The following is a 25017-nucleotide window of genomic DNA, read 5'->3' as shown; positions in this document are numbered from 1 at the left end:
GGCGCTCAGGCTGGAGTGTGCGCGTAAGGGTGGACGTCGATGGGCGGGGTCTCGCCCAGTGCGAGCGCGGCGGCGATCTCGCCGGTGAACGGCCCCGCCGTCAGGCCGTACGCGCCCAGGCCCGTCGCCACCACCACCCGCTCGGTCAGCCGCTCGATGAGCGCCGTGCCCGCCGCGTGCACCGGCCGCAGGCCCACCCTGGTCTCCACCACCCTCGCGCCGTCCAGACCGGGCGCCACCCGCAGGCCCGCCGCCAGCACCTCGTGGATCCCGCCGACGGTGACGTACGGCGAGAACCCGGCGTCCTCCACGGTCGCGCCGACGACCAGCCGCGAGCCGGGGAACCCCAGCAGGTACGGTCCGCTCCGCGGCAGCACGATCGGCCAGGAGGCGGTGTCCACGCCGTCGAGGGCGGCATGCATGATCTGCCCGCGCCTGGGGAACACCGGGAGCTCCACCCCCAGCGCCTGGCACACCTCCCCACTCCAGGCCCCGGCGGCCACGATCACCGCATCGGCCTCCACCCGCACCCCGTCTTCCTGGGCCGGAGCGCTGAGCCTCTCGGTCGGCACCTCGTCTTCCTGGGTCGGCGCCCCAAGCCTCTCGGTCGGCACGTCGTCTCCCCGAGTCGGCGCCCTGAGCTCCTTGACCGGCGTCTCTCCGACCGGCGTCCCCGTATGCGGCTTCGGGCCGGGGGAGCCGGTGGTGGTGTGGAGGCGCACCGCGCCGTCGGGGGTGAGGGTCGCGGTCCCCGTACGGAGCTCGGTGCCCCGGCGGACGGCGGCGTGGAGGAGGGCGTCACGTACGGCCCGCCCGTCCACCCGGGCGGCCCCCGGCACATGGATCGCGCTCAGCTCCGGGCTGAGCGGCGGAAACAGCGCCGACGGAGCCGCCACGTCCGTGATGTCGCCCATTTCCGGCGCCTCCGGACGGCGGCGCAGCAGGAGGGCGCGCACCGGCTCCAGTTCGGCCGGGTCCCGGGCCACCAGCAGCGCCCCCACCCGCGCGTATCCGATGTCCGCGCCCAGCGCCGACGCCAGCTCCGGATAGCGGCGAGCACCCTCACGCGCCAGCGCGTACCAGGCGTCGTCCTCGGCATGGTCCACCCACGGGCACACGATCCCCGCGCCCGCCTCCGTCGCCCGCCCGCTGAAGGCCCCGTCCACCACCGTCACGGACACCCCGCGCCCGCTCAGCCACCAGGCCGCGGACGCTCCGACGATTCCGCTACCGATCACCGCAACACGCATGTTCCCATGATCGCAGCCGGGACGGCGTCGCGAGGAGCGCGTCCGGATCGCGTTCAGAACTGCGGGAGGTCAGCCGCCGGCGGACCAGCCGTGCGCCTTCATGAGATGGCTCGCCACCCGGGCGAAGCGGTGGCCGTCGAGCACCGCTCCCTCGCGCCTGATGTCGTCCTCGTCCAGGACGAAGACGCGGTCCAGCCGCAGGTAGGACGTCTTGCCGTCGCGCCCCCACACGCCGATCTCCAGCCAGTCGGGGCCGTCGTCGCCCTGGCTGGACAGCATCATGCCCAGCAGTCGGCGGCCGGTGCGGCCCACGACCAGCAGCGGCCGGTCCTTGCCGCGCTCCGGGTCCTCCTCGTACGGCACCCAGGCCCAGACGATCTCGCCGGGATCGGCCAGCCCGTCGAGGTCGGGGGAGTAGGACAGCGTCGCGGCCCGGTCGAGCGAGTAGATCTCCTGTACCGCGCCGCGGGCGGGCCGGGGGTCCTCAGCTGAATCACGCACGCGTGGGAGCTTACGCCACGGGGCTGTCGTTGATCGAATCCTGTGCGGGACCACCGAGCCGCCGGTCTCGTCGGTCCAGAGTTCTTCGAGCTTGCCGCCCGCCACCACGTCGAGTCCGGCCACTTCGCGCGCCACCGGGTCCGTGAGCGTGTGCCACACCGTTGCGGGCGGCGCGGCGATGGTGACGGACCTGTCAACGGTCATGGGGCCGGTCGCCCGGAGCGAGCAGGCGGCGTAGCACCGCGGGGGTGCGGCCGGCGTGCCGGCGGACCGTACGGGTCAGATGGGCCTGGTCGGCGAACCCCAGCTCGGCGGCCAGCAGCGCCAGGTTCGCCGCGCCGCCCTCCAGGCGGTCGAGTGCCCGCCCGACGCGCACGCGGTTGCGGTAGTGGGTCAGTGATACGCCGAGCTCCCGGGTGAACGCCCTGCTCAGCTGGTAGGGCGAGACCGCCAGGAACTCGGCCAGCGGCAGAAGCCCGTCGGCGGCGGGATGGCCTGCGGCGATGGCGTCCCGGGCTGCCTCCACGATCACATCCGAGGTGCCACGCCGCTCCGGCAGGGGGGCGAGCTGGGCCAGGGCGGTGGAGACGAGGGGCAGCAGGGCTTCGGCGAGCTCGAAAGCCGCGTCGCCGGTGCGGGCGGCGGCCAGGAAGCGGCGGTGGGCCAGGTCGAGCCGGGCGTCCACGTAGATCGTCGAGCGGGACGGTGCCGCGCCGTCACCCGCGAGTGAGCGCCACAGGTCCGGCGACACGCACAGGGAGGTGCACACGTCGCCGCCCGCCGGGTGCGCGAAATGCTCCTCCTCGCCGGGAATGCCGAGGTAGGCCATCGTCGGATCCACCACGGTGGCCCGCCCGTCGGCCTTGCGGCGGAAGCGGCCGCGGCGGACCAGCACCACCCGGTAGGCGGAGCTCATTTCGGGCGGTGACCACCCGCGATGATCGTCGTGGCAGGTCACCGCGTCGAGGGAGAACCCGGACCCGATGCCGAGACGGACGGCTGAACGCACGTGCCGCACCCTACGCTCCGGCTACGACATTCCCGCCGACGTCGCGGGCAGCGCACGGAATCCCCAGCGGGGAGCGCGGAATCCCCGGCGGGCAGCGCACGGAACTCCCGGCGGCGGCGCAAGGATGTTCAAGACCCGGCCGCCCGCTTCGCCCCACCCTGGACCCATGACAACCACCATCACGATTTCTTCGGTCATCTTCGATTGCGCGGACCCGGCCACCCTTGCCGATTTCTACGCCAAGGCCACCGGCGGCCGGATCAGCCACAGCGACAGCGACTTCGCCACCGTCGAGGGCGGCCCCGTCGGGCTGGCGTTCCAGCGGGTCCCCGGCTACCGGAGCCCCGGCTGGCCCGATGACGCCAAGCACGTCCACCTCGACCTCCAGGTGGCCGACGTCGAGGCCGCCGTCAAGGAGCTGGTCGCGCTCGGCGCCGCCGTACCGGAGTTCCAGCCCGGTGGCGCCGACTGGACCGTGCTCACCGATCCTGAGGGGCATCCGTTCTGCGTCGCGGCAGGTGGCTGACCAACTACCTCCACCCACAAGGAGACGCTCCCCCCAGCGGCCGTACGCCGAGCGGTGCGACGCCGTCGACGAGGGCGACAGCCGTACGAGGTTCGTCTGACACGCGGACCCGCACCCCGATCACATCAGGGACTGAGTGCTGTGAAGAAGTCCCTGATGTCCGCCGCGAGCAGCAGGGGCGCCTGAAGCGCGGCGTAGTGGCCGCCGGAGGGGAACTCCGACCAGCGCACCACGTTGTGCACCACCTCGGCGTAGCGGCGCACCGAGCTGTCGCCGGGGAAGACCGCCACGGCCGTCGGCGTCTTGCCCGGCTCGGTGGGCAACTCCCAGGCTGAAGAGCCCTCGCGGTAGAGGCGCGCCGAGGAGCCCGCCGTGTCCGTCAGCCAGTAGATCGTCACGTTGGTCAGGATGTCGTCGCGCGACAGGCCGCCGACGTCCTGGCCCCAGGAGGCGTACGCGTCGAGGTTCCAGGCGAGCTGGCCGGCGGGCGAGTCGGCCAGGCCGTAGGCCAGGGTCTGCGGCCGGGTGCTCTGGATCATGGCGTACCCGGAGTAGTGGCGGTGCCAGCGCTCCACCCCCTTGGCCCGCTCCACCTCGGCCTCGGTCAGCCCGGCCATATCGTCGTTGGCGAACGTCGTGAGCGCATTCAGGTGCACTCCGACGACGTGGTCCGGGTCTAGCCGGGCGACCTCGGGGGAGATCAGCGAGCCGAAGTCGCCGCCCTGCGTGCCGTACCGCGTATAGCCGAGCCCGCTCATCAGCTCCGCCCAGGCGGCGGCGACGCGCCGCACGCCCCAGCCGGTCTCCGCCGTCGGCCCCGAGAAGGCGAAGCCGGGGATCGACGGGATGACCAGGTGGAAGTCGCGGCTGAGGGGTTCGATGACGCGCGCGAAGTCGGCGAACGTGCTGGGCCACCCGTGCGTCAGCAACAGCGGCAGCGTGTCCTCGCGAGGGGAGCGCAGGTGCGCGAAGTGCACGCGTTGCCCGTCGATCACGGTCGTGTACTGCGGCAGCGTGTTCAGCCTGGCCTCGTGCTCGCGCCAGGAATAGCCGTCCAGCCAGTAGTCGGCCAGCTCGCGGACCGCTTCCGGCGGCACCCCGTACGACCAGCCGACCCCCTCCAGAGCGTCGGGCCAGCGAGTACGGCGCAGCCGCTCCGCCAGATCGTCCAAGTCGGCCTGCGGGATATCGATGACGAAGGTCTCCATGTCCCCAAGCTAGGCAGCATTGTGGCCAGGATCAGGACACAATGGCGCCTGTGTTGGACACCTCCGCCAGGCTGCTCCGTCTGCTGTCCCTGCTGCAACTGAGGCGCGACTGGCCCAGCGCCGACCTGGCCGAACGGCTCGGCGTCGCGGCCAGGACCGTGCGCCGCGACGTCGAGCGGCTGCGCAGCCTCGGCTACCCGGTCCACTCCACGCCCGGCGTCTCCGGCGGCTACCGGCTGGGCGCGGGCGCCGAGCTACCGCCACTGCTGCTGGACGACGACGAGGCGGTGGCCGTCGCGGTGGGCCTGCGTACGGCCGCGGGCGGCACGGTGACGGGCATCGAGGAGACCTCCCTGCGCGCGCTGGCCAAGCTGGAGCAGGTGCTGCCCGCCAGGCTGCGCCACCGGGTCAACGCGCTGCAGACCCACACCGTCCCGATCACCCGAGAGGGCCCGACCGTCGCCTCCGACGTGCTGATCGCCGTGACCGCCGCCTGCCGCGACCACGAGCAGCTCCGCTTCGACTACACCGGCCACGACGGCGCCACCACGGAGCGCAGGGCCGAGCCGATCACGCTGGTCAACTGGTCGCGCCGCTGGTACCTGGTCGGCTGGGACGTCGACCGGCAGGACTGGCGCGTCTACCGCGCCGACCGCCTGCGCCTCCGCACGCCGAACGGTCCCCGCTTCACGCCGCGCGAGCCGCCTGGCGGCGATGTCGCGGCCTGGATCGAGCGCCGGCTGGGTCACGAGATGTGGCCGATCCAGGCCCGCGTCCTGCTGCACGCCCCGGCCGACCAGGTCGCGAGCCGTACGTCGTCGGGCGTCGTCGAGCCGGTCGGCGACGACACCTGCGTGCTCACGCTGCGCGGCGACGACCTGCATCTGATCGCCGTGGTCGTGGCCTTCCTCGACCTCGACTTCGAGGTGCTGGAACCGGTCGAGCTCAAGGAACGGATGCGCGCGCTCGGGCGGCGCCTCACCACCCTCTAGAATCTCATTCTGTGACGTCAGCGTTCTTCACCCGTAAGGGGGGCGAGTTCGTGCCCGCCCCGCACGCCCGCGGCCCCTGGTCGCCCGACATGCTCCACGGCCGCCTGCTCGGCGGCCTGGCGGCCATGGCCGTCGAGCAGGAGCACGGGGAGCCGGACCTGCGGTTCGCCCGGCTCACCGTCGACCTGTTCCGCAACAGCCCGCTGCTCCCGGTCACCGTCGAGACGGCGCGGGTCAGGGACGGGCGCAGGATCCGGGTGGCCGACGTGACGATCCGCACCGACCAGGGCGTGATCGGCCGAGCCAGTGCCGTACTGCTCAGGGAGGGCGAGCAGCCGGAGGGCGAGCTGAACGACACGCCCGCGTGGGACGAGCCGCCGCCATCGGGGCCGCCCGTCGCGGGCGGGGCGTGGGAGCCGCCGTTCGAGCTGTGGCGGCTGACCGACTGGAACGAGCCGGGCCTGAACCGGGTCTGGCTGCGCGAGACCCATCCACTCGTCGACGACGAGCCGCTCACGCCGTTCACCAGGGTGGCGCTCGCGGCTGATTTCGCCAGCCCGCTCAGCAACGCCGACACCGGTGGCCTGCACTTCATCAACGCCGACTACACGCTCACGCTCGGCCGGGTTCCCGAGGGGGAGCTGATCGGCGTGGAGGCGACCGGGCATCTCAGCCACGGCGGCGTCGCCACAGGGCAGTGCACCCTGCACGACGCCACCGGGCCGATCGGCTTCTGCCTCGTGACCGCAGTGGCCAACCCGGCCACCTTCCGCAGCCGTTGAACACAGCCGTTGAAAGACGGCCGCTGACGAGAACTACGCGGGGCGCTCGGCGCGGTCGCCGGACCAGTCGGTGTGGTAGGCGCCGTCCCGGTCCACCCGGTGGTAGGTGTGCGCGCCGAAGAAGTCGCGCAGCCCCTGGATCAGCGCGGCGGGCAGCCGGTCACGCCGCAGCCCGTCGTAGTAGGCCAGCGCCGAGGAGAAGCCCGGCGTCGGCACGCCGATCTGCACCGCGGTGGTCACCACGCGCCGCCACGACTCCTGCGCCACGTTCACCGCCGCCGCGAACGTCGGGTCGGCCAGCAGCGTCGGCAGTGTGGGGTCGGCGTCATAGGCGGCGCGGATCCGGTCGAGGAAGCGGGCCCTGATGATGCAGCCGCCTCGCCAGATCGTGGCCATGGCGCCCAGCTCCAGGTCCCAGCCGTACTCCTTGGAGGCGGCGGCCATCTGGTCGAAGCCCTGCGCGTAGGCGACGATCTTGGAGGCGTACAGGGCCTGCCGTACGTCCTCGATCAGCTCGCGCCCGCCGACGCCCGACAGCTTCGGCCCCTCCAGCGACGCGGCGGCGGCGCGCTGCTCCGGGTGGCCCGACAGCGCGCGGGCGAACACCGCCTCGGCGATGCCCGTCACCGGAACGCCCAGGTCGAGCGCGCTCTGCACGGTCCAGCGGCCGGTGCCCTTCTGCTCGGCCTGGTCGACCACGATGTCGACGAACGGCTTGCCGGTGGCCACGTCCACCTGGTCGAGCACCTCGGCGGTGATCTCGATCAGGTAGGACTCCAGCTCGCCCTGGTTCCACTCGCGGAACACCTGCGCCAGCTCGGCCGGAGTGGCGCCGAGCGCCTGGCGCAGCAGGTCGTAGGACTCGGCGATGAGCTGCATGTCGGAGTACTCGATGCCGTTGTGCACCATCTTGACGAAATGTCCGGCGCCGTCGGGGCCCACGTGCACCGCGCACGGGACGCCGTCGACCTTGGCCGAGATGTCCTGAAGGATCGGGCCGAGCGCGTCCCACGACTCCTTGGAGCCGCCGGGCATGATGCTCGGGCCGTTCAGCGCGCCCTCCTCACCGCCGGAGATGCCGGTGCCGACGAAGTGGATCCCCTTGTCGCGCAGCGCCGCCTCGCGCCGCCGGGTGTCGGCGAAGTGCGCGTTGCCGCCGTCGACGATCATGTCGCCCGGCTCCATGAGCTCGGCGAGCTGGTCGATCACCGCGTCGGTGCCCGCGCCCGCCTTCACCATGATGATCGCCCGTCGCGGTCGCTTCAGCGAGGCCACGAAGCCCGCCAGCTCCTCCGACGGTACGAACGTGCCCTCCCCGGCGAACTCCTTGACGAGCTGCTGCGTACGGCCGGCCGAGCGATTGTGCACGGCTACCGCGTATCCGTGCCTCGCCAGGTTCCTCGCCAGGTTCCTGCCCATGACCGCCAGGCCGGTGACACCGATGTCTGCCAAGTCCATATCAAGCTCCTCTGTGGGGGATACGCATGATCCAGCGGTCGAGGTTCGGCTGGATATTCCGATTTTTTCAGTCGCTTTGGCGTACGCCCAGCTCGTCGAGCCGATGCAGCATGTCGGCGGGATCGGAGTAGACACGGAAGGCACCCGTGCGCTCCAGCTCTTCCCGGCCGTATCCGCCGGACAGCACCCCGATCCCGAGCGCGCCCGCGCGGCGGGCGGCGAGCAGGTCCCAGACGCTGTCTCCTACCACCATCGCATGCCGCACATCCACGTTCAGCAGCGCCGCCCCGGCCAGGAACAGGTCGGGGTCCGGCTTGGCCCTGCGCACCATGTCGCGGGTGACCATCGGAGTGTCCTCCGGCAGGCCCAGCATGCCCAGCGCCAGCCGGGCCGTACGCGCGTAACCACTGGTCGCGATCGCCCACGGGACGCCCCGCGCCGACAGCTCGCTCAGCAGCTCGGCGGCGCCCGGCAGCGGCCGGACGGAGTCGATCTGCTCCATGTAGGCGTCACCGTGGATCGTCTGCAACTCGTCGATCTGCTCGGCCGTCAGCTTCAGCCCCGTCTCGCGCAGCAGCGCGCTCACGAACAGGCCACCGCTCATCCCGATGCGGCGGTGGATACGCCATACCGACAGGTCGATGCCCAGCCCGGACAGCGCCTGCCGCCAGGCGATGACATGCTGGTAGACACTGTCGATCAAGGTGCCGTCGAGGTCGAAGAGAAACGCCGGTGTGGGTGCGTGCGGTAACTCCGTCATGGCTCCATGACACCATGACCGGCATGAACGTCATCATCGCGGGCGGCCACGGCCAGATCGCACTGCGGCTGGAGCGGCTGCTCGGAGCCGGGGCGGTGGGCCTGGTACGCAACCCCGCGCACCTGTCCGACGTCGAGGCCACCGGAGCGGCGGCCGTGCTGTGCGACCTGGAACAGGCCGGGATCGAGGAGGTGGCGGAGGTGCTCCAAGGCGCCGAAGCCGTCGTGTTCGCCGCCGGTGCGGGCCCCGGCAGCGGCGTCGCCCGCAAGGACACCGTCGACAAGGGCGCCTCCGTCCTGCTGGCCGACGCCGCCGAGCGGGCGGGCGTGCGGCGGTTCGTGCAGATCTCCTCGATGGGCGCGGGGCAGCCGCCCAGGCCCGGTGGTGACGAGGTGTGGGCGGCCTACATCCAGGCCAAGACCGAGGCGGAGAACGACCTGCGGCGCCGCGACCTCGACTGGACGATTCTGCGCCCCGGCGGGCTGACCGACGACCCCGGCACGGGCCGGGTACTTCTGGCGCCCTCGGTTCCTCGCGGCACCGTCCCGCGCGACGACGTGGCGGCCGTCATCGTGGCGCTGCTGTCCACCGGGGCGCGCGTCCGGCAGGTGCTGGAACTCGTCTCCGGTGATGCGCCGATCGACGAGGCCGTCATGCAAGAGTGAGGGAATGACGGAATATCGCATTCTTGGACGTACCGGTCTCAAAGTCAGTCCCCTGTGTCTCGGCGCGATGATGTTCGGCGGGTTCGGCGAGGAGTCGGCCGACGAATCGGCCCGCATCATCGACCGCGCCCTCGACTCGGGCATCAACTTCATCGACACCGCCGACGTCTACTCGCGGGGCGAGTCGGAGGAGTTCGTCGGCCGGGCCCTTGCCAAGTCGGGCAGGCGTGACGAGGTCGTCCTGGCCACCAAGTGTCACGGCGCCATGGGCGAGGGCCCCAACGAGGGCGGCAACTCGCGGCGCTGGATCTTCCAGGCCGTCGAGAACAGCCTGCGCCGCCTCGGCACCGACTGGATCGATCTCTACCAGATCCACCGCCCCGACCCCGCCACCGACATCGAGGAGACACTCGGCGCCCTCACCGACCTCGTCCGGCAGGGCAAGGTCCGCTACCTCGGCAGCTCCACCTTCCCCGCGCACCGCGTGGTCGAGGCCCAGTGGGCGGCCGAGCGGCGCAACCTCGAACGCTTCGTCTGCGAACAGCCCCCGTACTCCCTGCTCGCCCGCGGCATCGAGGCCAGCCTGCTGCCCACCGTCCAGAAGTACGGCATGGGCGCCATCGTCTGGAGCCCGCTGGCGGGCGGCTGGCTGACCGGCCGCTACCGCAAGGGCCAGGAGCAGCCCGAGAGCCGCAGGGCCGCCCGGCTGCCCGCCCGCTACGACATGAAGCTGGAGGCCAACCAGCGCAAGCTCGACGCCGTCGAACAGCTCGCCGTGCTGGCCGAGGAGGCCGGGCTCACGCTGATCGAGCTGTCCCTGGCGTTCACGATCAGGCACCCGGCGGTCACCTCGGCCATCATCGGCCCGCGCACGATGGAACACCTGGAGAGCCAGCTCACCGCCACCGACGTGCGGCTCAGCGACGACGTGCTCGACAGGATCGACGCCATCGTGTCACCGGGTGTCACCATCAACCCCGGCGACGAGGGCTGGCAGCCTCCGGAGCTGTCCGACGCGACCCTCCGCCGGCGCCCCTGACCGTCACCGGGCCTGCGCGGCGAGCTTCCGGCAGTCCTCCAGGGCGTGCCGGGACAGCTCTTCGCGTACGGACGGCACGCACACCGCCGCCATGGACAGGCTCGTCACCCCCAACCCCACCAGTACCGGAGCGAGCTGGGGGTCTCCGGCGGCCTCGCCGCAGACGCCGACCGGCTTGCCGGCGGCGCGGCCCGCGTCCGCGCAGAAGGCAATGAGCTTCAGCAGGGCGGGTTGCCACGGGTCCAGGAGGTCGGCCAGGCCGGGGTGCTGACGGTCGGCCGCGAACGTGTACTGGCTGAGGTCGTTGGTGCCGATGCTGAGGAAGTCCACCTCCTCCAGCAGCCGGTCGGCCAGCAGGGCGGCGGCGGGCACCTCGACCATCGCACCGACCCGTGTCAGACCCCGGGCGCGGGCCCGGCGGGCGAATGCGGCGGCCTCGGCCGGGGTGGTGACCATCGGGGCCATCACCCACGCGTCGGCGCTCGTCATGCGGGCCGCCTCCGCTATCGCGTCGAGTTGCGTGTCCAGTACGTCAGGCAGCACGCGGTCCACCCGCAGACCCCGGATGCCGAGCGCCGGGTTCGGCTCCGGGGGCAGGCCGAGGAACGGCAGCGGCTTGTCCGTGCCCGCGTCGAGCGTGCGCACCACGACCATCTCGGCCCGCGCGAACACCTCGGCGTAGGCGGCCACCTGCTCCTCGAACGACGGGGCCTGCTTGCGGTCCAGGAACAGGAACTCGGTCCTGAACAGTCCGACTCCTTCCGCGCCCGGCCGGAGGTCGGCGGCCGAGCCGATGTTGAGCAGCAGCTTGACCGGGTGGCCGTCGGCCGTCCTGCCCGGGCCGCTGCTCTTCGCCAGGCGGTCGCGCTCCTCGCGGTCGTTCCGGCGGAGCTCGGCCACGGCCTCGTCGGTCAGGCCGACGCCGATCTGGCCCGTCTTGCCGTCGACCGAGATGACCGTGCCGTCGGCCAGGGCGGTGATGCCCGCGCAGGCGACTACGGCGGGCAGGCCGCGGCCACGTGCCAGGATCGCGGTGTGGCTGGTCGGGCCGCCCTTCTCGGTCACCAGCGCCACCACGTCCGTGCCCAGCCCCGCTGTGTCGGCGGGGGATAGGTCGTCGGCCACCAGGACGTACGGGTGGCCGGGGGCGGGGATGCCGGGCATCGGCAGGCCCAGGCAGGCGGCGATGGCGCGGTGTTTGAGATCGTCCAGGTCGGCGGCGCGTTCCGCGAGGTAGCCGCCCAGCGCGGCCAGCGTGTCGCGGTGGTGGGTGAAGGCGGCGTCGAGGGCATGCGGGGCGTCCAGACCGCCGTGGACGGCGGCCTCGGCGTCCTCACGCAGCATCGGGTCGTCGGCGATCATGGCGAGCGCGTCGAGAATCTCCGCCGCGTCGTCTCCCGCTGGGGCCGCGTTGTCGCCGCCTCTCGCGTCCCGCGCGGCGGTGGCGGCGCGTTGCCGCAGGTCCGCGGTGACCGACTCCAGCGCCTTCACCACCATCGCGGCCTCCGCGCCCGGATCGGCGACCTGCCGGGGGTCGGGCAGTACGGGCGGCGGCGCCATGCGCACCACCGGCCCCGCGGCCCGCCCCTGACTCACCCCCAGCCCCGCCAGCCCGGCGCCCGGCGGGGCAGGCTGGGTGGGGTCAGCCATCGAGGGCCTCTTCCGCGTCGAGGTCCTGGGCGAGCAGGGCCACCAGGGTGTCCAGCGCCGCGTCCGCGTCCGGCGCGTCCGACTCCAGGGTCACCTCGGTGCCCTTGGTGGCGCCGAGCGACAGGACGCCCAGCATGCTGTTCGCGGGGACCGACTTCTCGCCCACCCGGATCCGCACCGGCACCCCCAGCCGCACCGCCTCCTGGACGAACAGCTTCGCGGGCCGCGCGTGCAGACCGCTCGCCGATGCCACCGTCACCGTACGTTGTGCCATCACAAACCCCCCTCAGGGCTCGATCGTGACCTTGATGGCCGCGCCCCGGCTGACGAGGTCGATCCCGTCGAGCACCTGGGAGAGCGGCAGCCGATGGGTGATCAGGTCCGCCACCGGCACCAGACCCTCGGCGATCAGCCAGAGCGCCTCGGCGTTGTGCGCGGGGCTGGAGCCGTTCGCGCCGACGATGGTCAGCTCGCGGTAGTGCACCAGGTTCGAGTCCAGGGCGATGATCGGGGCGTCCTTGGGCAGGCCGCCGAAGAAGCTGATCCGGGCCTGGCGGGCCGCCATCCGCAGGGCCTGTTCCTGGGCCGCGCCGGACGCCGCCGCGGTGATCACCACGTCGGCGCCGCGGCCACCGGTCAGCTTGAGCACCTGGTCCACCGCGTCGGTGTCGACGACCGCGTCCGGGCGGACCAGATCCGCCGCCATCGCGAGCCGCTCGGCGTTCACGTCGACCAGGAACACCCGCGCGGCCCCCCGTGCCCGGGCCAGCCGTACGTGCAGGCAGCCGATCGGGCCCGCGCCCATGACGACCACGTCGTCGCCCGCGCCGACCCGGGCCAGTGACTGGCCGTTCAGCACGCAGGCGAGCGGCTCGGCCACCGACGCCTCGGCGAACCCGACGCCGGACGGGATGACATTGACGCCGTCCACGGCCCGTACCTTCGCCGGGATCACCATGTACTCGGCGAAACCGCCGTCGTAGTGGTAACCCATCGACTCCTGGTTCGGGCAGACGGTGCGGCGGCCGCGGCGGCACTCCTCGCAGGTGCCGCACGGGATCGCCGCGATCACCTGGACGCGTTCGCCCGTGCCGACGACCTCGCCGGCGATCTCGTGGCCCATCACGCGGGGCGGGCGGATGTGGTGGTGGCCGTGCTTGAAGATCTTCACGTCGGTGCCGCAGGTCGAGCAGTTGCGTACCCGGATCTTCAGCTCGCCGGGACCGGCGACCGGCTCCGGCGCGTCCTCCACGCGGATGTCCCCTGGGGCGTGGAATCGGGCGACTTTCACGTCAGCTCCTTCATCACTTGGCCGACCTCCGTCGCCTCGCGGAGTGTCCTGGCGCGTTCGGGGTCGAGCAGGATGTCGGCGAGCGCCGCCAGCAGCTGCACGTGCCCGTTGTCCTTCGCGGCGATGCCGACGCAGAGGGTGACGGGCTCGCCGCCCCAGTCGACGCCGTCCGGGAAGCGCACGACGCAGATCGCGTCGTGCAGGACGACCTCCTTGGCCGCCGCGGTGCCGTGCGGGATGGCCACGCCCTCGCCGACGTACGTGGAGATGGTCTGTTCGCGTTCGAGCATGGCCTCGATGTACGGCTCGGCGACCGCGCCCACGTCCACCAGGGCGCGCCCGCACCTCCTGATCGCCTCGTCCCGGTCGGCCGCGCGCTCGTGCAGGAGTACGGCGCGCGGATCGAGCAGGTCGTCACGCATCGACCGTGCCGCCGTTCTTGATGGTGGCGACCAGCTTCGTCACTGCCGGGTCGCCGAGGAAGATCTGGAACGGCACCAGCACCTTGTCCGGCGCCGAGGCCCGGGCCCTGGCGGCCAGCCCGGAGTGGCAGACCACCACGTCGGCGTCGGCCGGGATCTCGTTCACCGGGGTGTGCTCCACGGTGACGCCGGTGTTCTTGAGCTGCTTGCGCAACTGGCTGGCGAGCATGACGCTGCTGCCCATGCCCGCGTCGCAGGCCACGATGATCTTGTGAATGTCCTTGCTGTCGATGCTGGCCATGGGTTCACGCCTCCTTGGCGACGGGCTGGGTCTGGGTCTCGCGGTCGTTCTCGCCGCTTTCGTGAGTCTCCTCGATGCGGTCCGCCAGGGGTTCGGGGGCGACGGCCTCCTCCGGCGCTTCCTCCTTCTCGCCGCGGCCGAAGCCGAGCAGGAGCGAGGAGACCGCGAACGACACGGCCGTGGCGACGACGATGCCGGCGATCACGCCGAGCCAGCCGCCCTTCGGCGTCACCGCGATGTAGGCGAAGATGCTGCCCGGCGAAGGCGTCGCCACCAGTCCGGCACCGGTGATCATGAACGTGAACACGCCGGCCGCGCCGCCCGCGATGACTCCGAGGATGAGTCGCGGCTTCATCAGGACGTACGGGAAGTAGATCTCGTGGATTCCGCCGAAGAAGTGGATGATCATCGCGGCGGGCGTGCTCGGGCGCAGCGGGCGCGGGCCGAACAGCAGGTACGCGATGAGCAGGCCGAGCCCGGGACCCGGGTTCGACTCCAGCATGAACAGGATCGACTTGCCGGCCTTGACGGACTCGGCGACGCCGAGCGGCCCGAGCACGCCGTGGTTGACCGCGTTGTTCAGGAACAGCACCTTGGCCGGTTCGATCAGGACCGAGGCGATGGGCAGCAGGTTGTTGACGATGAGCCACTCGACCGCGTTGCCCGCGGCCGTGGTCACGACGCGGACGATCGGGCCGATGGCCCACACCCCCGCGATGGCCATGACGGCGCCGACGATGCCCGCGGTGAAGTTGTCGACGAGCATCTCGAAGCCGGACTTGGTGCGATCCTCCGTGAACTTGTCCACATATTTCAGGATCAGGGCGGTGAGGGGGCCGATGATCATGGCGCCGAGGAACATCGGGATGTCCGAACCCACGATCACCCCCATCGCCGCGACCGCGCCCACCACCGCGCCGCGTTGCCCGTGGACCATCCGGCCGCCGGTGTAGGCGATGAGGATGGGCAGCAGCATCTTGATGATCGGGTCGACCATCGCGGCCAGCGCCGCGTTCGGCAGCCAGCCGGTGGGGATGAACAGCGCGGTGATCAGCCCCCAGGCGATGAACGCGCCGATGTTCGGCATGATCATGCCGGCCAGGTGGCCGCCGATGCGCTGGATGGTGGCCTTGGCCCCGGTCCCGTAGACCGGGGGTGTGTAGGTTTCGGCCATTGGACGTGCTCCTTTGGGGGGTGAGCAAGGTGCCTGGTATGTCGAAGTCAGGTGGGGTCGGCGGGGGATTCCAGGGGGCGGGTCAGGAGGGGCGGGCCGGTGCGGACGCCGTCGCGGCGGATGTCGGCCGGCCCCGGCATCCGGCTGCCCGGCAGGCAGACCGCCGCCGCGCCCCAGGCCAGCGCCTCGACCAGCGCTTCCTCGCCGGTCGCGCCGCCGGCGAGGAACCCCGCCAGCATGGCGTCCCCGGCCCCGACCGAGCTGCGCGGCTCCGTCACCGTGGCGTGGCCGTACCAGATGCCGTTGTCCTGGACGAGCACCGCGCCGTCGGCGCCGAGGCTGGCCAGGACCGTGCGCGCGCCCGCCGCCCGGAGCTTGCCGGCGGCCTCCACCACGTCGCCGACACAGCGGATCGGCATGCCGGTGGCGTCGGCGAGCTCGTCCAGGTTGGGCTTGACGAGGGCGGGGCCGGCGGCGAGCGCGCTGGCCAGTGCCGGGCCGCTGGTGTCGACGGCGACGTGGATGCCCGCCCCGGCGAAGCGCCGGCAGAGTCTGGCGTAGACGTCGGCGGGCACCTCCGGCGGCAGGCTGCCGGAGGCCACCACCCAGTCGGCCTCGTGCGCGGCGGCCAATACGGTGTCGGCGATCGTGTCGAGCTCGCCGGGGGACAGGGCGGTGCCAGGTTCGTTGATCTTGGTGATGGTGCCGTCGGGCTCGGCCAGGGTGACGTTCGAGCGGGTCGTGCCGGTCACCGGGACCGTCACCATGTCGAGCCCTTCGAGGGCGAGCAGGCGGACGAGCTGCCTGCCCTCGTCGCCGCCGAACGGCACCACGGCCCGCGACGCGACCGCGTTGGCGAGCAGGACGCGGGAGACGTTCACGCCCTTGCCGCCGGGGTCCAGGCGGGCGGCGGCGGCCCGGATGACGGCGCCCCGGTCGAGCGAGGCGATCTCGATCGTGCGGTCCAGGCTGGGGTTGAGCGTCAGCGTGAGGATCATGCGCGGACCACCTCCGGGCCGGCCGCGGACAGCTCGGCGGCCAGAGCGAGGTCGAGGCCCGTGTCGGTGATCACCACGTCGATCTCGTTCAGCTCGGCGAAGCTCGCGAGGTAGGTGTTGGTGAACTTGGTGTGATCGGCCAGCAGCACGCTGCGCTCCGCGGCCGTCACCATGGCCCGCTTGATCGCCGCCTCCGCCGGATCCGGCGTGGTCAGGCCCTTGGCGGCCGAGCAGCCGTTCGTCGCCATGAACGCCACGTCCACGTGCAGCTGTGACAGCGGCCGCAGTGCCCAGTCGTCCACGGTGGCCAGCGTCCGGCCGCGCACCCGGCCGCCGAGCATGATGACGCTCAGGTTGGCGCGGGTGGCCAGCACGGTCGCCAGCGGCGGCGAGTTGACCACGACCGTGAGCTCCCGGTCGGCGGGCAGGATCGGCACCAGACGGCCGGTGGTGGTGCCCGCGTCGATGATGACCGAGCCGTCCTCCGGCAGTTCGGCCAGGGCGGCCTTGGCGATGCGCTCCTTCTCCGCGGTCATCACCTCGTCGCGGGTGGCGAGCGCGGGCTCGAACCCCATCCGCTCCACGGGGATCGCGCCGCCGTGCACCCTGCGCAGCACGCCCGCCCGCTCCAGCGCGGTCAGGTCGCGGCGGATCGTCTCGGTGGTCACGTCGAGCTCGTCGGCCAGCGACACCACGTCGACACGGCCCGCGGCCCGGGCCCTGCGAAGGATCTCCTGCTGCCGCTCCTCGGCGTACATGATGTTGATTCACCGCCGTTTCAGTGTGGTTTCATCTGTGTTTATACCCGATTCTGTTGGAACGTCAAGACTCTGGTAGTTATGTCGGATGCGAACCAAGCCCTGGGCCGCCGTCGTGGCAGCCGTACCCCTCGCAGCCGTCTGCGTCGCCGGGCCCTCGGCCGCCGCCGCGTCGTCCGGCCCCCGTACGGCCCAGCCCCCGGCCGTGCCGGCCGGCACCACGGCATCGTGGCTGGTCTACGACAGGAAGGCCGGGAAGTTCGTCGCCACCCGCAACGCGCACCGCAAGTTCCGCTCGGCCTCGGTCGTCAAGCTCCTGATCGCCATCGACTACCTGGAGAGGCGGAAGACCGTCCCGGCGAACGACGCCCGGCTGCTCAAGGTCATGCTGCGCTCCAGCGACGACCACGCGGCCACCACGTTCTGGAACCGTGACGGCAAGGGCGCGATCGTCGAGCGGATGGCGCGCCGGCTCGGGCTATCCGACACCGCGCCGCCGCCCGCGTCCAAGCCCGGGTTCTGGGGCTACACGTCACTGAGCGCGTACGACATCGTGCGTACGTACCGCTACCTGCTCGACACGGCGGCGCCCAGGGTGCGGGACACGATCCTCGGGCACCTGCGCAACTCCACGCCGTGCGGCACCGACGGGTTCGACCAGTACTTCGGCATCCCGCGCGCGGTGCCCAAGCCGTGGGCGGTCAAGCAGGGCTGGTCGGGGTTCGGCGACGTCCCGCCCACCAAGTGCGGCACCGGGGCCGCCGCGAACCCGGTCCCGCTGCGGGCCCCCGGGGCCGACCTGTCGATCAGCGGGGTCGCGTCGCGGGCCACCGGGTCCGGCGTGCCCGACTACGGCCGTCCCGTGCTGCACACCACGGGCCTGCTGGGCAAGGACGACCGGTTCATCATGGCCGTGCTCACGGCCCACCCCGCGGGAGGCACCTGGAGCTCCTCCGTCAAGCGCGTCACGCAACTGACCCAGGGCCTCTACCGCAGCGTGTCCTAGAGGAAGGTGAACATCCGCACGCCCGGCTCCAGCGGCCTGGGCGGGCCGGTGTAGCGGTGTACGCCGACGCCGTAGCGGCCGTCGCTGTCCAGGCCGACCCGCTCGAACCCGTCCTCCTCGAACCACTCGCAGATCGCCGGCAGCAGGTCGGGCGCGTGCCGCCCCCTGGTCCAGATCACGGTCGCTCCGGGCGCGCAGAGCTGGGGCAGCGTGGCGACCGTACGCCGGATGTCGGCGTCGCCGATGTTGCCGAAGATCCCGCAGGCGAGAACCAGGTCGGCGGGGACGGCGCCCACGTAGGCGCCGGTCAGCGCGGCGTCGCCGCACACCACCTCGACGCCGCCGGGCGCGGCGCGCTCGGCGATCCGGGCGTTGCCCTCGTCGAGCTCCACCAGTCTGGCGCGTACGCGGTCCCGGTGGGGGTGGGCGGCCAGCACCGGCAGCAGGTCGCGGCCCTGCCCGGCGCACAGGCTCACCACCCGTTCGGCGCCGGCGTCGAGAGCCAGCCGGACGTGTTCGCGCACCACGGCCAGGCGTCTGCCCAGGGAGGAGCCGGGCGTGTCGTAATGGTCGTGCCAGGTAATCCAGTCGCGTTCGGCCACGATCATGATGATGCTTGTCTGATGGGCGATGATTCAATGGCTTTGCGGCGGGTGCTCCGGCAGGCGGGCGGTCCCGAGATCCTCGACGTGCTGGCCGAGCGGCTGTCCGGCGCCGACCTCACCACGCTGCTGCTCGAAGTCATGCGGGTGAGGGCGCGTGCTCTGGCACCGGCCGACGTGCTCCGCCGCTACACCAGTGACCGGTTCGTGGGGCCGTCCGTGGTGCCGTTCGAGCGCCTGCGCCGGGCCGAGGACGCGGTGCTGTCGGTCGTACCGGCCGCATTCGAGCTGGTCACGCTGTCACCCGTCGCGCCGCTCGGGGCGCACTCGGCGCCGGCCACCGTGGACCAGAACAAGGTGATCAGCACGATCAGGAACACCGAGGTCGCGGCCGACCCGACGAACGCCCTCGCTCTGGAGGCGGCCGTCCGGCGGCGCGACTCGGCCGGCCCGGTCCGGCTCGCCGCCTTGCAGCGCGTGGTGCGGGCGCAGCACTTCGCGGGCGCGGGCGCGTACCCGCATTTCGGGCTGTTCGCGCTGGTGTCGGCCGACCGCGACACCGGGAACCTCGCGTTCGAACGCCGTCACCTGGCCGAGCACCTGCGCCTGCTGACGGACGCCGTCCGGGCCTGCGGCATCGCCGAGCCGGAGGTCCGCGTCACCGTCCTCGACCCCCGCTTCGCGCACGTGACGGCCGGGCTGGACGCGACGGACGACCCGGGACGCGAGTCCGGGCGTGGCTACTACTCGGGGCTGTGCTTCAAGATCTACGCCGACGGCGTGGAAGTGGGCGACGGAGGCTTCGTCGACTGGACGGCCCGCCTGCTCGGCAACCGCAAGGAACGCCTGCTGATCAGCGCACTCGGTGTGGACCGGCTGAGCTGATGTAGGCGGCGTAGACCTTCTTCGGGACCGCCAGCCGCCACGCCTCGATGACCAGCTCCCGCATCTCGTCGGCGTCGATGGCGGCCATCCGCGCGACGACCCAGTTGAACCGCAGGTCGGACTCGCGCGGCAACTGGAACTTCTCCGGCTCGGCCGCCACCAGGGCGGCCCGCTCCTCCTTGGGGAAGCCGAAGCCCATGAGGGTCTCGTCATGCGAGAAGGCCACGTAGACGATCGAGCCGACGCGGAACTTGACGCGGTCTCTGATGAGATGCTCCGACGAGCGCGGGAGCGTGCTCGCCAGCCGCCGCACGTCCTCCACCGTGATCACACTCCCACGGTAGTGGGTCCGCGCGCCCGCCGCCTCAGATCGCAGCCTGAGATCGCCCCTTCAGACCCGCCGCCTCAGATCGTCGGCGACCCGGAGCCGGCGTGCGGCCGAGCCAGAGCCTCGGAGCCGGACCGGGCACACTCCAGACGGTCGAGGTGGGCGAGGTGGGCGCGGATGCCCTCGGTGGTGGCCTCCTCGTCCTCGGTACGATCGAGGCCGAGCGCGGTCAGGATGCGCAGGGCGGCACGCCAGTGCCGGCGGGCCTGTTCGTCCTGGGCCAGTGCCCGGCAGGCGTGGGCGGGGCCGTCGTGGGCGCGGGCCTGATCGTCGGGTCCGCCGAGCTCCGTCGCCAAGCCCAGGGCCCGTTGGTGGTGGGAGCTCGCCTGGCGCGGATCGCCCAGAGCGCCGGCCAGCCGGCTCAGCCCCTGGAGCGGGGTCGTCTGGCCGATCCCCGCCATGCCGTCGATAGCGATGATCACTACCGCCGTCGTCTCCGCCTCACCGATCAAAGCGGCCAGATCGCTCGCCCGCCCGACGAACACGGGCACGTCGGCGGGCAACTGCCTCGGGGGTCCGGGGCTCTGACGGTCCTGGTCCGGTACGACCCGCGCGGCCTCCGCCGCGAGGGCGTCGGCCGCCCCGGCCAGCACGGCCTGTTCCGCGCCGTCCAGGTCCAGCGCCTCCGCCAGCAACTGGACGGAGGACCCACGGGGCGCGGCGCCGCGCTCCCAGCGGCGTACCGTCCGGGCATTCAGACCGGCACGTTCGGCCAACTGCTCCTGCGTCAGCCGCGCCCGCTTCCGCCATGCCCGCAACAGCACCCCGAACGTGGGCGCGTCCTCCGGCAGGCTCCCCCGCTCTCGACGGGACTCTTGGGCCGCGGCCCGCCCGGAAGGCTCAGCCCCCTCGGCCCGCTCGGCCCGCTCGGCTCGCTCGGCCGGTTCGGCTCGCTCGGCCGGGTATTCGCGGCCTTGCTGGCCGGCTCCGGCCCGCGAAGCGCCGAGGTGCTCTTCGCTCTGGTAGCGGCCTGTGAGTATGGCCTGGCGGAGTCGGCGCAGCTCGGCGTTGGGGCCGATGCCGTGCTTCTCCTTGAGGAGGCGGGAGACGGTGCGGTACGCCTCCAGGGCCTCGGCTCGCCGCCCGCTCCGGTAGAGGGCGGTCATCAACTGGGCCCAGAACCGTTCCCGTAAGGGATGCTCGGCGGTCAAGGCCCGCAGTTCCACGGTCAGCTCGGCGTCCTTGCCGAGCTGGGCGTCGATGTCGATGCGGCGTTCGAGGACATGAAGGCGTTGCTCGGCGAGGGGCGGGACGTCGATCCGGTGGAGCGTCTCGGAGTCGACGTCGGCGCACACCGGCCCGCGCCACAGCCGCAGGGCGTCGTGGAGGAGCCGGCCGCGCGGCGCGGGCGCCTTCGCGTGGTCGGCCGCCCGGACCAGCTCCTGGAATTCGAGGAGATCGAGCTGCTCGGGCCGGAGCCGGGCGACATAGCCGCCCGGCTCGGTCAGGATCAACGAACGCAGATCCGGGCTCCGGCGCAGGCGGGCGAGGTCGGTCCGCAGGGCCCGGCGCGGCTGTCTTGGCGGCCGGTGGCCCCACAGCCGTTCGGTGAGGAGGTCTAGCGGGACGACCTGGTTGGGCCGGAGCAGGAGCGTCGCGAGCAGAGTCCGGATCTTGCCACCCGGGACGGAGATCGTCATCCCGTCGCGATCCACCCGTAAGGGCCCCAGCACCGAGAACCGTATAGCGGTCACAGCACCTGTCTCCAATGCCTCATCGATGCGCGCGCCCGGAGTGAGGTCCCGCGGCGATTCGCTGTGTGGACCGTATGGCGCGATCCGCGGCTGTGCGGGCGAATTCGGGCGCGATGTGCTTCCTACTTGAGCAGGTTGAGGCACGGCGAGGAGATTGTCGTCGTCTCGCGGGCGATGCGTGCGGTACGCCTTCCGGCGTAGCTCTCGCGGTCAACGGAGGGCGGGTGGTCAGGCCAGCGGCAGGCGGCGTGCCGGGATCGGCGGGTGTTCGCTGTCGCGTCCCCGGAATGGAGGAGATGTCGGTCATGCAGCCGACTCTGGCCAGCCGGTCGGCGCCTATCGAGGCTCTTGGAGTGAAGTGTCCAAAATCTTGGGAGTCTGGTCCGACCGGACTGGGGTGGTGCCGCCGTTACGGCGTCTGGTGGGCCGTCGTCGAGCCCAGCCCCACAGGGCGGGACTGCTCGTACGCGGCCAGGACCTGCTTGCGGCGCTTGGCCGGGAGGCGGTCGATGTAGAGGTAACCGTCGAGGTGGTCCGTCTCGTGCTGGAGACAGCGGGACAGCATGCCGGTGCCCTCGACGGTGACCGGCGCGCCGTCGGCGTCGAAGCCGTGCACGGTGGCGTGGTCGGGGCGGGGGAGCGGGGCGTACTGGCCCAGGACCGACAGGCAGCCCTCTTCGCCCGCGTCGAGGTGCCGCTCGCCGAGTCCGGGCAGATCGAGCGTCGGGTTGACCACGACGCCCTTGTGCCGCTCGCCGTTCTCGTCGGGGCAGTCGTAGACGAACACCCGCAGCGGAACGCCGATCTGGTTGGCGGCCAGGCCCACGCCCTCGGCCGCGTACATGCTCGCGAACATGTCGTCCACCAGCGCCGCCAGTGCCCCGTCGAACCGGGTGACCGGCTCGCAGGGTGCGTGCAGCACCGGGTCTCCCACCTGAACGATCGGCCGGACCTCTCCCACGACCAGTGCCCTCTCCGCATGCGAAATGTGTCGCGACAAAGTCTACGAGCGTCAACGACATGATCAGTACCAGATCATGCTCAGATAATGAGACATATCTTCTTGCATGGTGAGATTGAGGCTAATGTCGGTCTCATTGACGCGAGACGAAGGAGTTTCGATGGACGCCGTCTACACCCATGGCCACCACGAGTCCGTACTGCGCTCCCACCGGTGGCGCACCGCCGAGAACTCGGCCGCGTACCTGCTGCCCCACCTCAAGCCGCACATGAAGCTGCTGGACGTGGGAGCCGGGCCCGGCACCATCACGGCCGACCTGGCGGGCCGGGTCGGGCACGTGACGGCGTCCGAGGTGACCGCGGACGCGCTGGAGCTGACCAGGGCTGGAGTGGGGGCCGCGGGCAACGTGGAGTTCGCCGTCGCCGACGTGCACGCGCTGGACCATCCCGACGCCACGTTCTGCGTCGTCCACGCCCACCAGGTGCTCCAGCACGTCGGCGACCCCGTACGGGCGCTGCGTGAGATGCGGCGGGTGACCAAGCCGGGCGGACTGGTGGCGGCGCGTGACAGCGACTACGCCGCGTTCGCGTGGTACCCGCTGCTGCCGGAGCTCGACGAGTGGCTGGCGCTGTATCGGCGGGTGGCGCGGAGCAACGGCGGCGAGCCGGACGCCGGGCGGCGCCTGCTGTCGTGGGCCAGGGCCGCGGGCTTCGACGACATCACCGCCACCTCGTCCACCTGGTGCTTCGCCACGCCGGAAGACCGGGCCTGGTGGGGTGAGATGTGGGCCGACCGGATCAAGCAGTCCGCCCTGGCCGAGCAGGCGCTCGCCACGGGCGCCGCCACGGCGGACGATCTGCGGCGCATCTCCGAGGGCTGGCTGACGTGGGCCGCGGCGGACGACGGCTGGATGTCGATCACCCACGGCGAGATCCTCTGCCGCGTATGAGGTCCAAAGGGCAGGAGGGCGCGGGCTGAAGGCCGGAGGGGTGCGGGCTGAGGCCGGGGCTCGGGGTGAAGGCGGGAGGGGTGCGGGTTAGAGGCCGGAGGTGCGGGCCCACTGGGGGTCGCGGTAGAGGACCACGTCAGCGCCGTCCAGCAGCTCGTCCGGAGCCGACAGCATGGTGATCTCGCCCGCCGCCTGCAGCCGCAGCAGCAGGTCGCGGACCCGGGGTCCCACCGGCAGCCGGCCGGGCGGCAGGCCGAGGCCCGATCGGACCGTGTCCGCGACCTCCGACAGTCGGAACGGACCGGCGAACTCCGCCACCACACCCCGCACCAGACTCAGGGTGATCACCTGTTCGGCCTCGGCGTGGGCCAGCTCCCAGACGATCTGCTCCTTGCGCCGGCCCGTGGCCGCGCAGGCCGTGCAGGAGCGCATCAGTCCGGGCGAGAGGCCGGGCAGGATGCCGGGCGCCAGGCCGGGCAGGACCGGCTGCTCGGCCGACCCGAGGCAGGCGGTGCACTGGTTGGTCTCGGAGGCGTGCAGCTCGGCGGACATGAGGTCGGGCAGGTCGGCGTCGCAGCCGCAGGAGTACGCGCCGAGCGTGCCGAGCCGCGGGGTGATCGTGTGATTCGTCATCTCGGCAGACTCTACCCGCGGGCGTCCATCAGGCCGTGCCGGCGCAGCGCCTTGCGGGCCGCCGCCACCACGCGCTCGTCCGGATGGTGGTCGATGAACACCAGCAGCACCCGTTCCGTCCAGGGATGGTCACCGAGGGCCAGCAGGGCGATCGTGCTCGCCTGCTCGTCCTTCTCCATGCCCTGGGAGACCGACTTGATGACCTCGGCCGTCTCCCCGCCGAACTCCAGCAGCGCCGCGGCCATGTCCACGAACGCCCACGCGATCTCCTCGGGCGTCGGGGGCCGTTCCTCGCGGCCCACCCGGGCGGCCACGACGGCGCCCAGCTTCGGCTCGCCGAGCAGCCCGTCGAGCACCCGCGTGCCCTCGTCGCCGAGTCCCGTGGCGAGCAGTTCCACGCCGACCGCCCGGCTCAGCGGGCTCGCCTCGGCCAGCGCGGCCGCGATCTCGGCCGCCGCCTCGCCTCGATCCCGGTCGGCCAGCCAGCCGGCCAGCTCCTCGTCGCGTTCCGGCTCGGGGTAGGAGCGCAGGCCGTGCAGCAGCGAGCCGGCGTCCTGGCCGGCCAGCGCGCCCATGACCGGGATGTCCTGCCCGGTCGCCGTGCCGATCACCTGTCCGGCCGCCCAGAGGCCGAGCGGGGTCAGGGTGTGCGGCGGCGTCTGGGATATCAGGCCGAGGTCCGTCAGGGCGGCGGGCACGTCGTCGGTCAGCGGGCCGCCGCCCAGGAAGAGGCGTACCACCTCCATGAACAGCGCCTCGTCGGTGCCCAGCGTGAGGCGGCAGGCGTCCGCCCACACCTGGAGCACCTTGTCGTCGGAGCCGTCACGCAGGGCCTCGACCGCGTCGGGCGTGAACGCCGGATCGGCGGTTTCGCCGGCCAGCAGGCCGGTCGCCAGGGGAGTCTCGCGTACGGCCGCCACCAGTTCGCCGTCGAACGGCAGCCGGATGGGAGGCTGGAGCGGAAGCGTGTCTTCTTCGTTGGAGCCCACGTCCTTATCCTGTCGGAACTGACACCACATTTGCGATAAAGTCCCACTCGCCGCGAAAAGTCCGGAAGAAGGGAGGCGTTGAGATGGTCCGTGGTTTCCGGGCGCTCCGCGCGTCCACTTCAACTC

The 25017-nt window shown here is 72.0% G+C and carries 28 protein-coding genes; 8 read left to right on the top strand and 20 right to left on the bottom strand.

Annotated elements, in window-relative coordinates:
- Nucleotides 1–5: 5 nt before the first annotated feature.
- The 3 genes from ACGFNP_RS02740 to ACGFNP_RS02730 all read right to left on the bottom strand — a co-directional run bounded on the left by ACGFNP_RS02740 (nucleotide 6) and on the right by ACGFNP_RS02730 (nucleotide 2760).
- A complete protein-coding gene (locus ACGFNP_RS02740; protein WP_393314020.1) occupies nucleotides 6–1250 on the bottom strand; it encodes an NAD(P)/FAD-dependent oxidoreductase in 1245 nt (414 codons plus the stop codon).
- A gap of 69 nt (nucleotides 1251–1319) precedes the next feature.
- Complete coding sequence (locus ACGFNP_RS02735) at nucleotides 1320–1751, bottom strand: type II toxin-antitoxin system PemK/MazF family toxin (RefSeq protein ID WP_358342029.1); 432 nt, start codon at nucleotides 1749–1751, stop codon at nucleotides 1320–1322.
- Between the two features lie 193 nt (nucleotides 1752–1944).
- A complete protein-coding gene (locus ACGFNP_RS02730; RefSeq protein WP_393314017.1) occupies nucleotides 1945–2760 on the bottom strand; it encodes a helix-turn-helix domain-containing protein in 816 nt (271 codons plus the stop codon).
- 166 nt (nucleotides 2761–2926) lie between these two features.
- Here ACGFNP_RS02730 and ACGFNP_RS02725 point away from each other — a divergent pair, with 166 nt between their 5' ends.
- Nucleotides 2927–3286, top strand: a complete 360-nt coding sequence (locus tag ACGFNP_RS02725; RefSeq protein ID WP_358342017.1) for a VOC family protein — start codon at nucleotides 2927–2929, stop codon at nucleotides 3284–3286.
- A 125-nt stretch (nucleotides 3287–3411) separates the two neighbouring features.
- Here the strand turns inward: ACGFNP_RS02725 and ACGFNP_RS02720 are convergent, their stop codons facing one another.
- A complete protein-coding gene (locus tag ACGFNP_RS02720; RefSeq protein WP_393314012.1) occupies nucleotides 3412–4494 on the bottom strand; it encodes an epoxide hydrolase family protein in 1083 nt (360 codons plus the stop codon).
- Between the two features lie 50 nt (nucleotides 4495–4544).
- Between ACGFNP_RS02720 and ACGFNP_RS02715 the strand changes: the two genes are divergently transcribed.
- Nucleotides 4545–5486, top strand: a complete 942-nt coding sequence (locus ACGFNP_RS02715; RefSeq protein ID WP_393314009.1) for a helix-turn-helix transcriptional regulator — start codon at nucleotides 4545–4547, stop codon at nucleotides 5484–5486.
- A gap of 11 nt (nucleotides 5487–5497) precedes the next feature.
- Nucleotides 5498–6268: a thioesterase family protein gene (locus tag ACGFNP_RS02710; protein ID WP_358342010.1), complete on the top strand. Its 771-nt coding sequence runs from the start codon at nucleotides 5498–5500 to the stop codon at nucleotides 6266–6268.
- A gap of 33 nt (nucleotides 6269–6301) precedes the next feature.
- On the opposite strand, the gene gndA is transcribed toward ACGFNP_RS02710, so the two are convergent.
- Both gndA and ACGFNP_RS02700 read right to left on the bottom strand, forming a co-directional pair.
- Entirely contained in the window at nucleotides 6302–7726 is a 1425-nt protein-coding gene (gene gndA / locus ACGFNP_RS02705) for an NADP-dependent phosphogluconate dehydrogenase (protein WP_393314006.1), read from the bottom strand.
- Nucleotides 7727–7793: 67 nt separating this feature from the next.
- Complete coding sequence (locus ACGFNP_RS02700; protein WP_393314003.1) at nucleotides 7794–8486, bottom strand: HAD family hydrolase; 693 nt, start codon at nucleotides 8484–8486, stop codon at nucleotides 7794–7796.
- 23 nt (nucleotides 8487–8509) lie between these two features.
- On the opposite strand from ACGFNP_RS02700, the gene ACGFNP_RS02695 reads away from it, so the two are divergent.
- On the top strand, nucleotides 8510–9151 hold the full coding sequence (locus tag ACGFNP_RS02695; protein ID WP_358342002.1) for an SDR family oxidoreductase: 642 nt from the start codon (nucleotides 8510–8512) through the stop codon (nucleotides 9149–9151).
- A 4-nt stretch (nucleotides 9152–9155) separates the two neighbouring features.
- Entirely contained in the window at nucleotides 9156–10190 is a 1035-nt protein-coding gene (locus ACGFNP_RS02690) for an aldo/keto reductase (RefSeq protein WP_358342000.1), read from the top strand.
- 3 nt (nucleotides 10191–10193) lie between these two features.
- On the opposite strand, the gene ptsP is transcribed toward ACGFNP_RS02690, so the two are convergent.
- The 8 genes from ptsP to ACGFNP_RS02650 are packed head-to-tail and all read right to left on the bottom strand — an operon-like array spanning nucleotide 10194 to nucleotide 16784.
- The gene (gene ptsP, locus ACGFNP_RS02685; protein ID WP_393313999.1) at nucleotides 10194–11840 is read right to left on the bottom strand and encodes a phosphoenolpyruvate--protein phosphotransferase; all 1647 of its coding nucleotides are present in this window, start codon (nucleotides 11838–11840) and stop codon (nucleotides 10194–10196) included.
- Nucleotides 11833–12114, bottom strand: coding sequence for an HPr family phosphocarrier protein (locus ACGFNP_RS02680; RefSeq protein WP_358341994.1), 282 nt, complete (start codon nucleotides 12112–12114; stop codon nucleotides 11833–11835). Before ACGFNP_RS02680 ends, ptsP begins: the two co-directional genes overlap by 8 nt.
- A 12-nt stretch (nucleotides 12115–12126) precedes the next feature.
- On the bottom strand, nucleotides 12127–13131 hold the full coding sequence (locus ACGFNP_RS02675; protein WP_393313995.1) for a zinc-dependent dehydrogenase: 1005 nt from the start codon (nucleotides 13129–13131) through the stop codon (nucleotides 12127–12129).
- Nucleotides 13128–13553 (bottom strand): PTS sugar transporter subunit IIA, encoded by a 426-nt coding sequence (locus tag ACGFNP_RS02670; RefSeq protein ID WP_358341988.1) that lies wholly within the window; start codon nucleotides 13551–13553, stop codon nucleotides 13128–13130. The genes ACGFNP_RS02675 and ACGFNP_RS02670 overlap by 4 nt, the downstream gene beginning before the upstream one ends.
- The gene (locus ACGFNP_RS02665; RefSeq protein ID WP_358341985.1) at nucleotides 13546–13854 is read right to left on the bottom strand and encodes a PTS lactose transporter subunit IIB; all 309 of its coding nucleotides are present in this window, start codon (nucleotides 13852–13854) and stop codon (nucleotides 13546–13548) included. Before ACGFNP_RS02665 ends, ACGFNP_RS02670 begins: the two co-directional genes overlap by 8 nt.
- A 4-nt stretch (nucleotides 13855–13858) precedes the next feature.
- Nucleotides 13859–15028: a PTS mannitol transporter subunit IICB gene (locus ACGFNP_RS02660; protein WP_358341983.1), complete on the bottom strand. Its 1170-nt coding sequence runs from the start codon at nucleotides 15026–15028 to the stop codon at nucleotides 13859–13861.
- Between the two features lie 47 nt (nucleotides 15029–15075).
- Entirely contained in the window at nucleotides 15076–16026 is a 951-nt protein-coding gene (pfkB, locus tag ACGFNP_RS02655; protein WP_358341981.1) for a 1-phosphofructokinase, read from the bottom strand.
- Nucleotides 16023–16784, bottom strand: coding sequence for a DeoR/GlpR family DNA-binding transcription regulator (locus tag ACGFNP_RS02650; protein WP_358341979.1), 762 nt, complete (start codon nucleotides 16782–16784; stop codon nucleotides 16023–16025). Before ACGFNP_RS02650 ends, pfkB begins: the two co-directional genes overlap by 4 nt.
- An 88-nt stretch (nucleotides 16785–16872) precedes the next feature.
- On the opposite strand from ACGFNP_RS02650, the gene ACGFNP_RS02645 reads away from it, so the two are divergent.
- A complete protein-coding gene (locus tag ACGFNP_RS02645; protein WP_393313990.1) occupies nucleotides 16873–17790 on the top strand; it encodes a hypothetical protein in 918 nt (305 codons plus the stop codon).
- Here ACGFNP_RS02645 and ACGFNP_RS02640 read toward each other — a convergent pair.
- Nucleotides 17787–18392 (bottom strand): SAM-dependent methyltransferase, encoded by a 606-nt coding sequence (locus ACGFNP_RS02640; RefSeq protein ID WP_393313987.1) that lies wholly within the window; start codon nucleotides 18390–18392, stop codon nucleotides 17787–17789. The genes ACGFNP_RS02645 and ACGFNP_RS02640 overlap by 4 nt on opposite strands.
- Before the next feature lie 21 nt (nucleotides 18393–18413).
- Here ACGFNP_RS02640 and ACGFNP_RS02635 point away from each other — a divergent pair, with 21 nt between their 5' ends.
- Nucleotides 18414–19277, top strand: coding sequence for a hypothetical protein (locus ACGFNP_RS02635; RefSeq protein WP_393313984.1), 864 nt, complete (start codon nucleotides 18414–18416; stop codon nucleotides 19275–19277).
- On the opposite strand, the gene ACGFNP_RS02630 is transcribed toward ACGFNP_RS02635, so the two are convergent.
- The 3 genes from ACGFNP_RS02630 to def form a co-directional block, all read right to left on the bottom strand.
- Entirely contained in the window at nucleotides 19246–19608 is a 363-nt protein-coding gene (locus tag ACGFNP_RS02630; RefSeq protein ID WP_358341968.1) for an MmcQ/YjbR family DNA-binding protein, read from the bottom strand. The genes ACGFNP_RS02635 and ACGFNP_RS02630 overlap by 32 nt on opposite strands.
- A gap of 74 nt (nucleotides 19609–19682) precedes the next feature.
- On the bottom strand, nucleotides 19683–21359 hold the full coding sequence (locus ACGFNP_RS02625) for a BTAD domain-containing putative transcriptional regulator (RefSeq protein ID WP_393313981.1): 1677 nt from the start codon (nucleotides 21357–21359) through the stop codon (nucleotides 19683–19685).
- Between the two features lie 409 nt (nucleotides 21360–21768).
- Nucleotides 21769–22320, bottom strand: a complete 552-nt coding sequence (def, locus tag ACGFNP_RS02620) for a peptide deformylase (protein WP_393313978.1) — start codon at nucleotides 22318–22320, stop codon at nucleotides 21769–21771.
- Between the two features lie 160 nt (nucleotides 22321–22480).
- Here def and ACGFNP_RS02615 point away from each other — a divergent pair, with 160 nt between their 5' ends.
- Nucleotides 22481–23269, top strand: coding sequence for a class I SAM-dependent methyltransferase (locus tag ACGFNP_RS02615; RefSeq protein WP_393313975.1), 789 nt, complete (start codon nucleotides 22481–22483; stop codon nucleotides 23267–23269).
- Nucleotides 23270–23356: 87 nt separating this feature from the next.
- Here the strand turns inward: ACGFNP_RS02615 and ACGFNP_RS02610 are convergent, their stop codons facing one another.
- A complete protein-coding gene (locus tag ACGFNP_RS02610; protein WP_358341956.1) occupies nucleotides 23357–23902 on the bottom strand; it encodes a hypothetical protein in 546 nt (181 codons plus the stop codon).
- A gap of 11 nt (nucleotides 23903–23913) precedes the next feature.
- Complete coding sequence (locus tag ACGFNP_RS02605; protein ID WP_393313971.1) at nucleotides 23914–24891, bottom strand: hypothetical protein; 978 nt, start codon at nucleotides 24889–24891, stop codon at nucleotides 23914–23916.
- Nucleotides 24892–25017 lie beyond the last annotated feature (126 nt).

Origin of the sequence: Nonomuraea sp. NPDC049269 (assembly GCF_043197155.1) — a bacterium.
GTDB lineage: Bacteria > Actinomycetota > Actinomycetes > Streptosporangiales > Streptosporangiaceae > Nonomuraea.
This window is presented reverse-complemented; position numbering and strand designations above follow the sequence as displayed.

Excerpts from the sequence above, each read along its gene's own strand:
- ACGFNP_RS02660 (WP_358341983.1), bottom strand. The coding sequence starts at position 15,028 with ATGGCCGAAACCTACACACCCCCGGTCTACGGGACCGGGGCCAAGGCC.
- ACGFNP_RS02635 (WP_393313984.1), top strand. The coding sequence starts at position 18,414 with ATGGGCGATGATTCAATGGCTTTGCGGCGGGTGCTCCGGCAGGCGGGC.
- ptsP (WP_393313999.1), bottom strand. The coding sequence starts at position 11,840 with ATGGCTGACCCCACCCAGCCTGCCCCGCCGGGCGCCGGGCTGGCGGGG.
- ACGFNP_RS02650 (WP_358341979.1), bottom strand. The coding sequence starts at position 16,784 with ATGTACGCCGAGGAGCGGCAGCAGGAGATCCTTCGCAGGGCCCGGGCC.
- gndA (WP_393314006.1), bottom strand. The coding sequence starts at position 7,726 with ATGGACTTGGCAGACATCGGTGTCACCGGCCTGGCGGTCATGGGCAGG.
- ACGFNP_RS02645 (WP_393313990.1), top strand. The coding sequence starts at position 16,873 with ATGCGAACCAAGCCCTGGGCCGCCGTCGTGGCAGCCGTACCCCTCGCA.
- ACGFNP_RS02610 (WP_358341956.1), bottom strand. The coding sequence starts at position 23,902 with ATGACGAATCACACGATCACCCCGCGGCTCGGCACGCTCGGCGCGTAC.
- ACGFNP_RS02615 (WP_393313975.1), top strand. The coding sequence starts at position 22,481 with ATGGACGCCGTCTACACCCATGGCCACCACGAGTCCGTACTGCGCTCC.
- ACGFNP_RS02700 (WP_393314003.1), bottom strand. The coding sequence starts at position 8,486 with ATGACGGAGTTACCGCACGCACCCACACCGGCGTTTCTCTTCGACCTC.
- ACGFNP_RS02725 (WP_358342017.1), top strand. The coding sequence starts at position 2,927 with ATGACAACCACCATCACGATTTCTTCGGTCATCTTCGATTGCGCGGAC.
- ACGFNP_RS02720 (WP_393314012.1), bottom strand. The coding sequence starts at position 4,494 with ATGGAGACCTTCGTCATCGATATCCCGCAGGCCGACTTGGACGATCTG.
- ACGFNP_RS02695 (WP_358342002.1), top strand. The coding sequence starts at position 8,510 with ATGAACGTCATCATCGCGGGCGGCCACGGCCAGATCGCACTGCGGCTG.
- ACGFNP_RS02670 (WP_358341988.1), bottom strand. The coding sequence starts at position 13,553 with ATGCGTGACGACCTGCTCGATCCGCGCGCCGTACTCCTGCACGAGCGC.
- ACGFNP_RS02740 (WP_393314020.1), bottom strand. The coding sequence starts at position 1,250 with ATGCGTGTTGCGGTGATCGGTAGCGGAATCGTCGGAGCGTCCGCGGCC.
- ACGFNP_RS02665 (WP_358341985.1), bottom strand. The coding sequence starts at position 13,854 with ATGGCCAGCATCGACAGCAAGGACATTCACAAGATCATCGTGGCCTGC.
- ACGFNP_RS02690 (WP_358342000.1), top strand. The coding sequence starts at position 9,156 with ATGACGGAATATCGCATTCTTGGACGTACCGGTCTCAAAGTCAGTCCC.
- pfkB (WP_358341981.1), bottom strand. The coding sequence starts at position 16,026 with ATGATCCTCACGCTGACGCTCAACCCCAGCCTGGACCGCACGATCGAG.
- ACGFNP_RS02680 (WP_358341994.1), bottom strand. The coding sequence starts at position 12,114 with ATGGCACAACGTACGGTGACGGTGGCATCGGCGAGCGGTCTGCACGCG.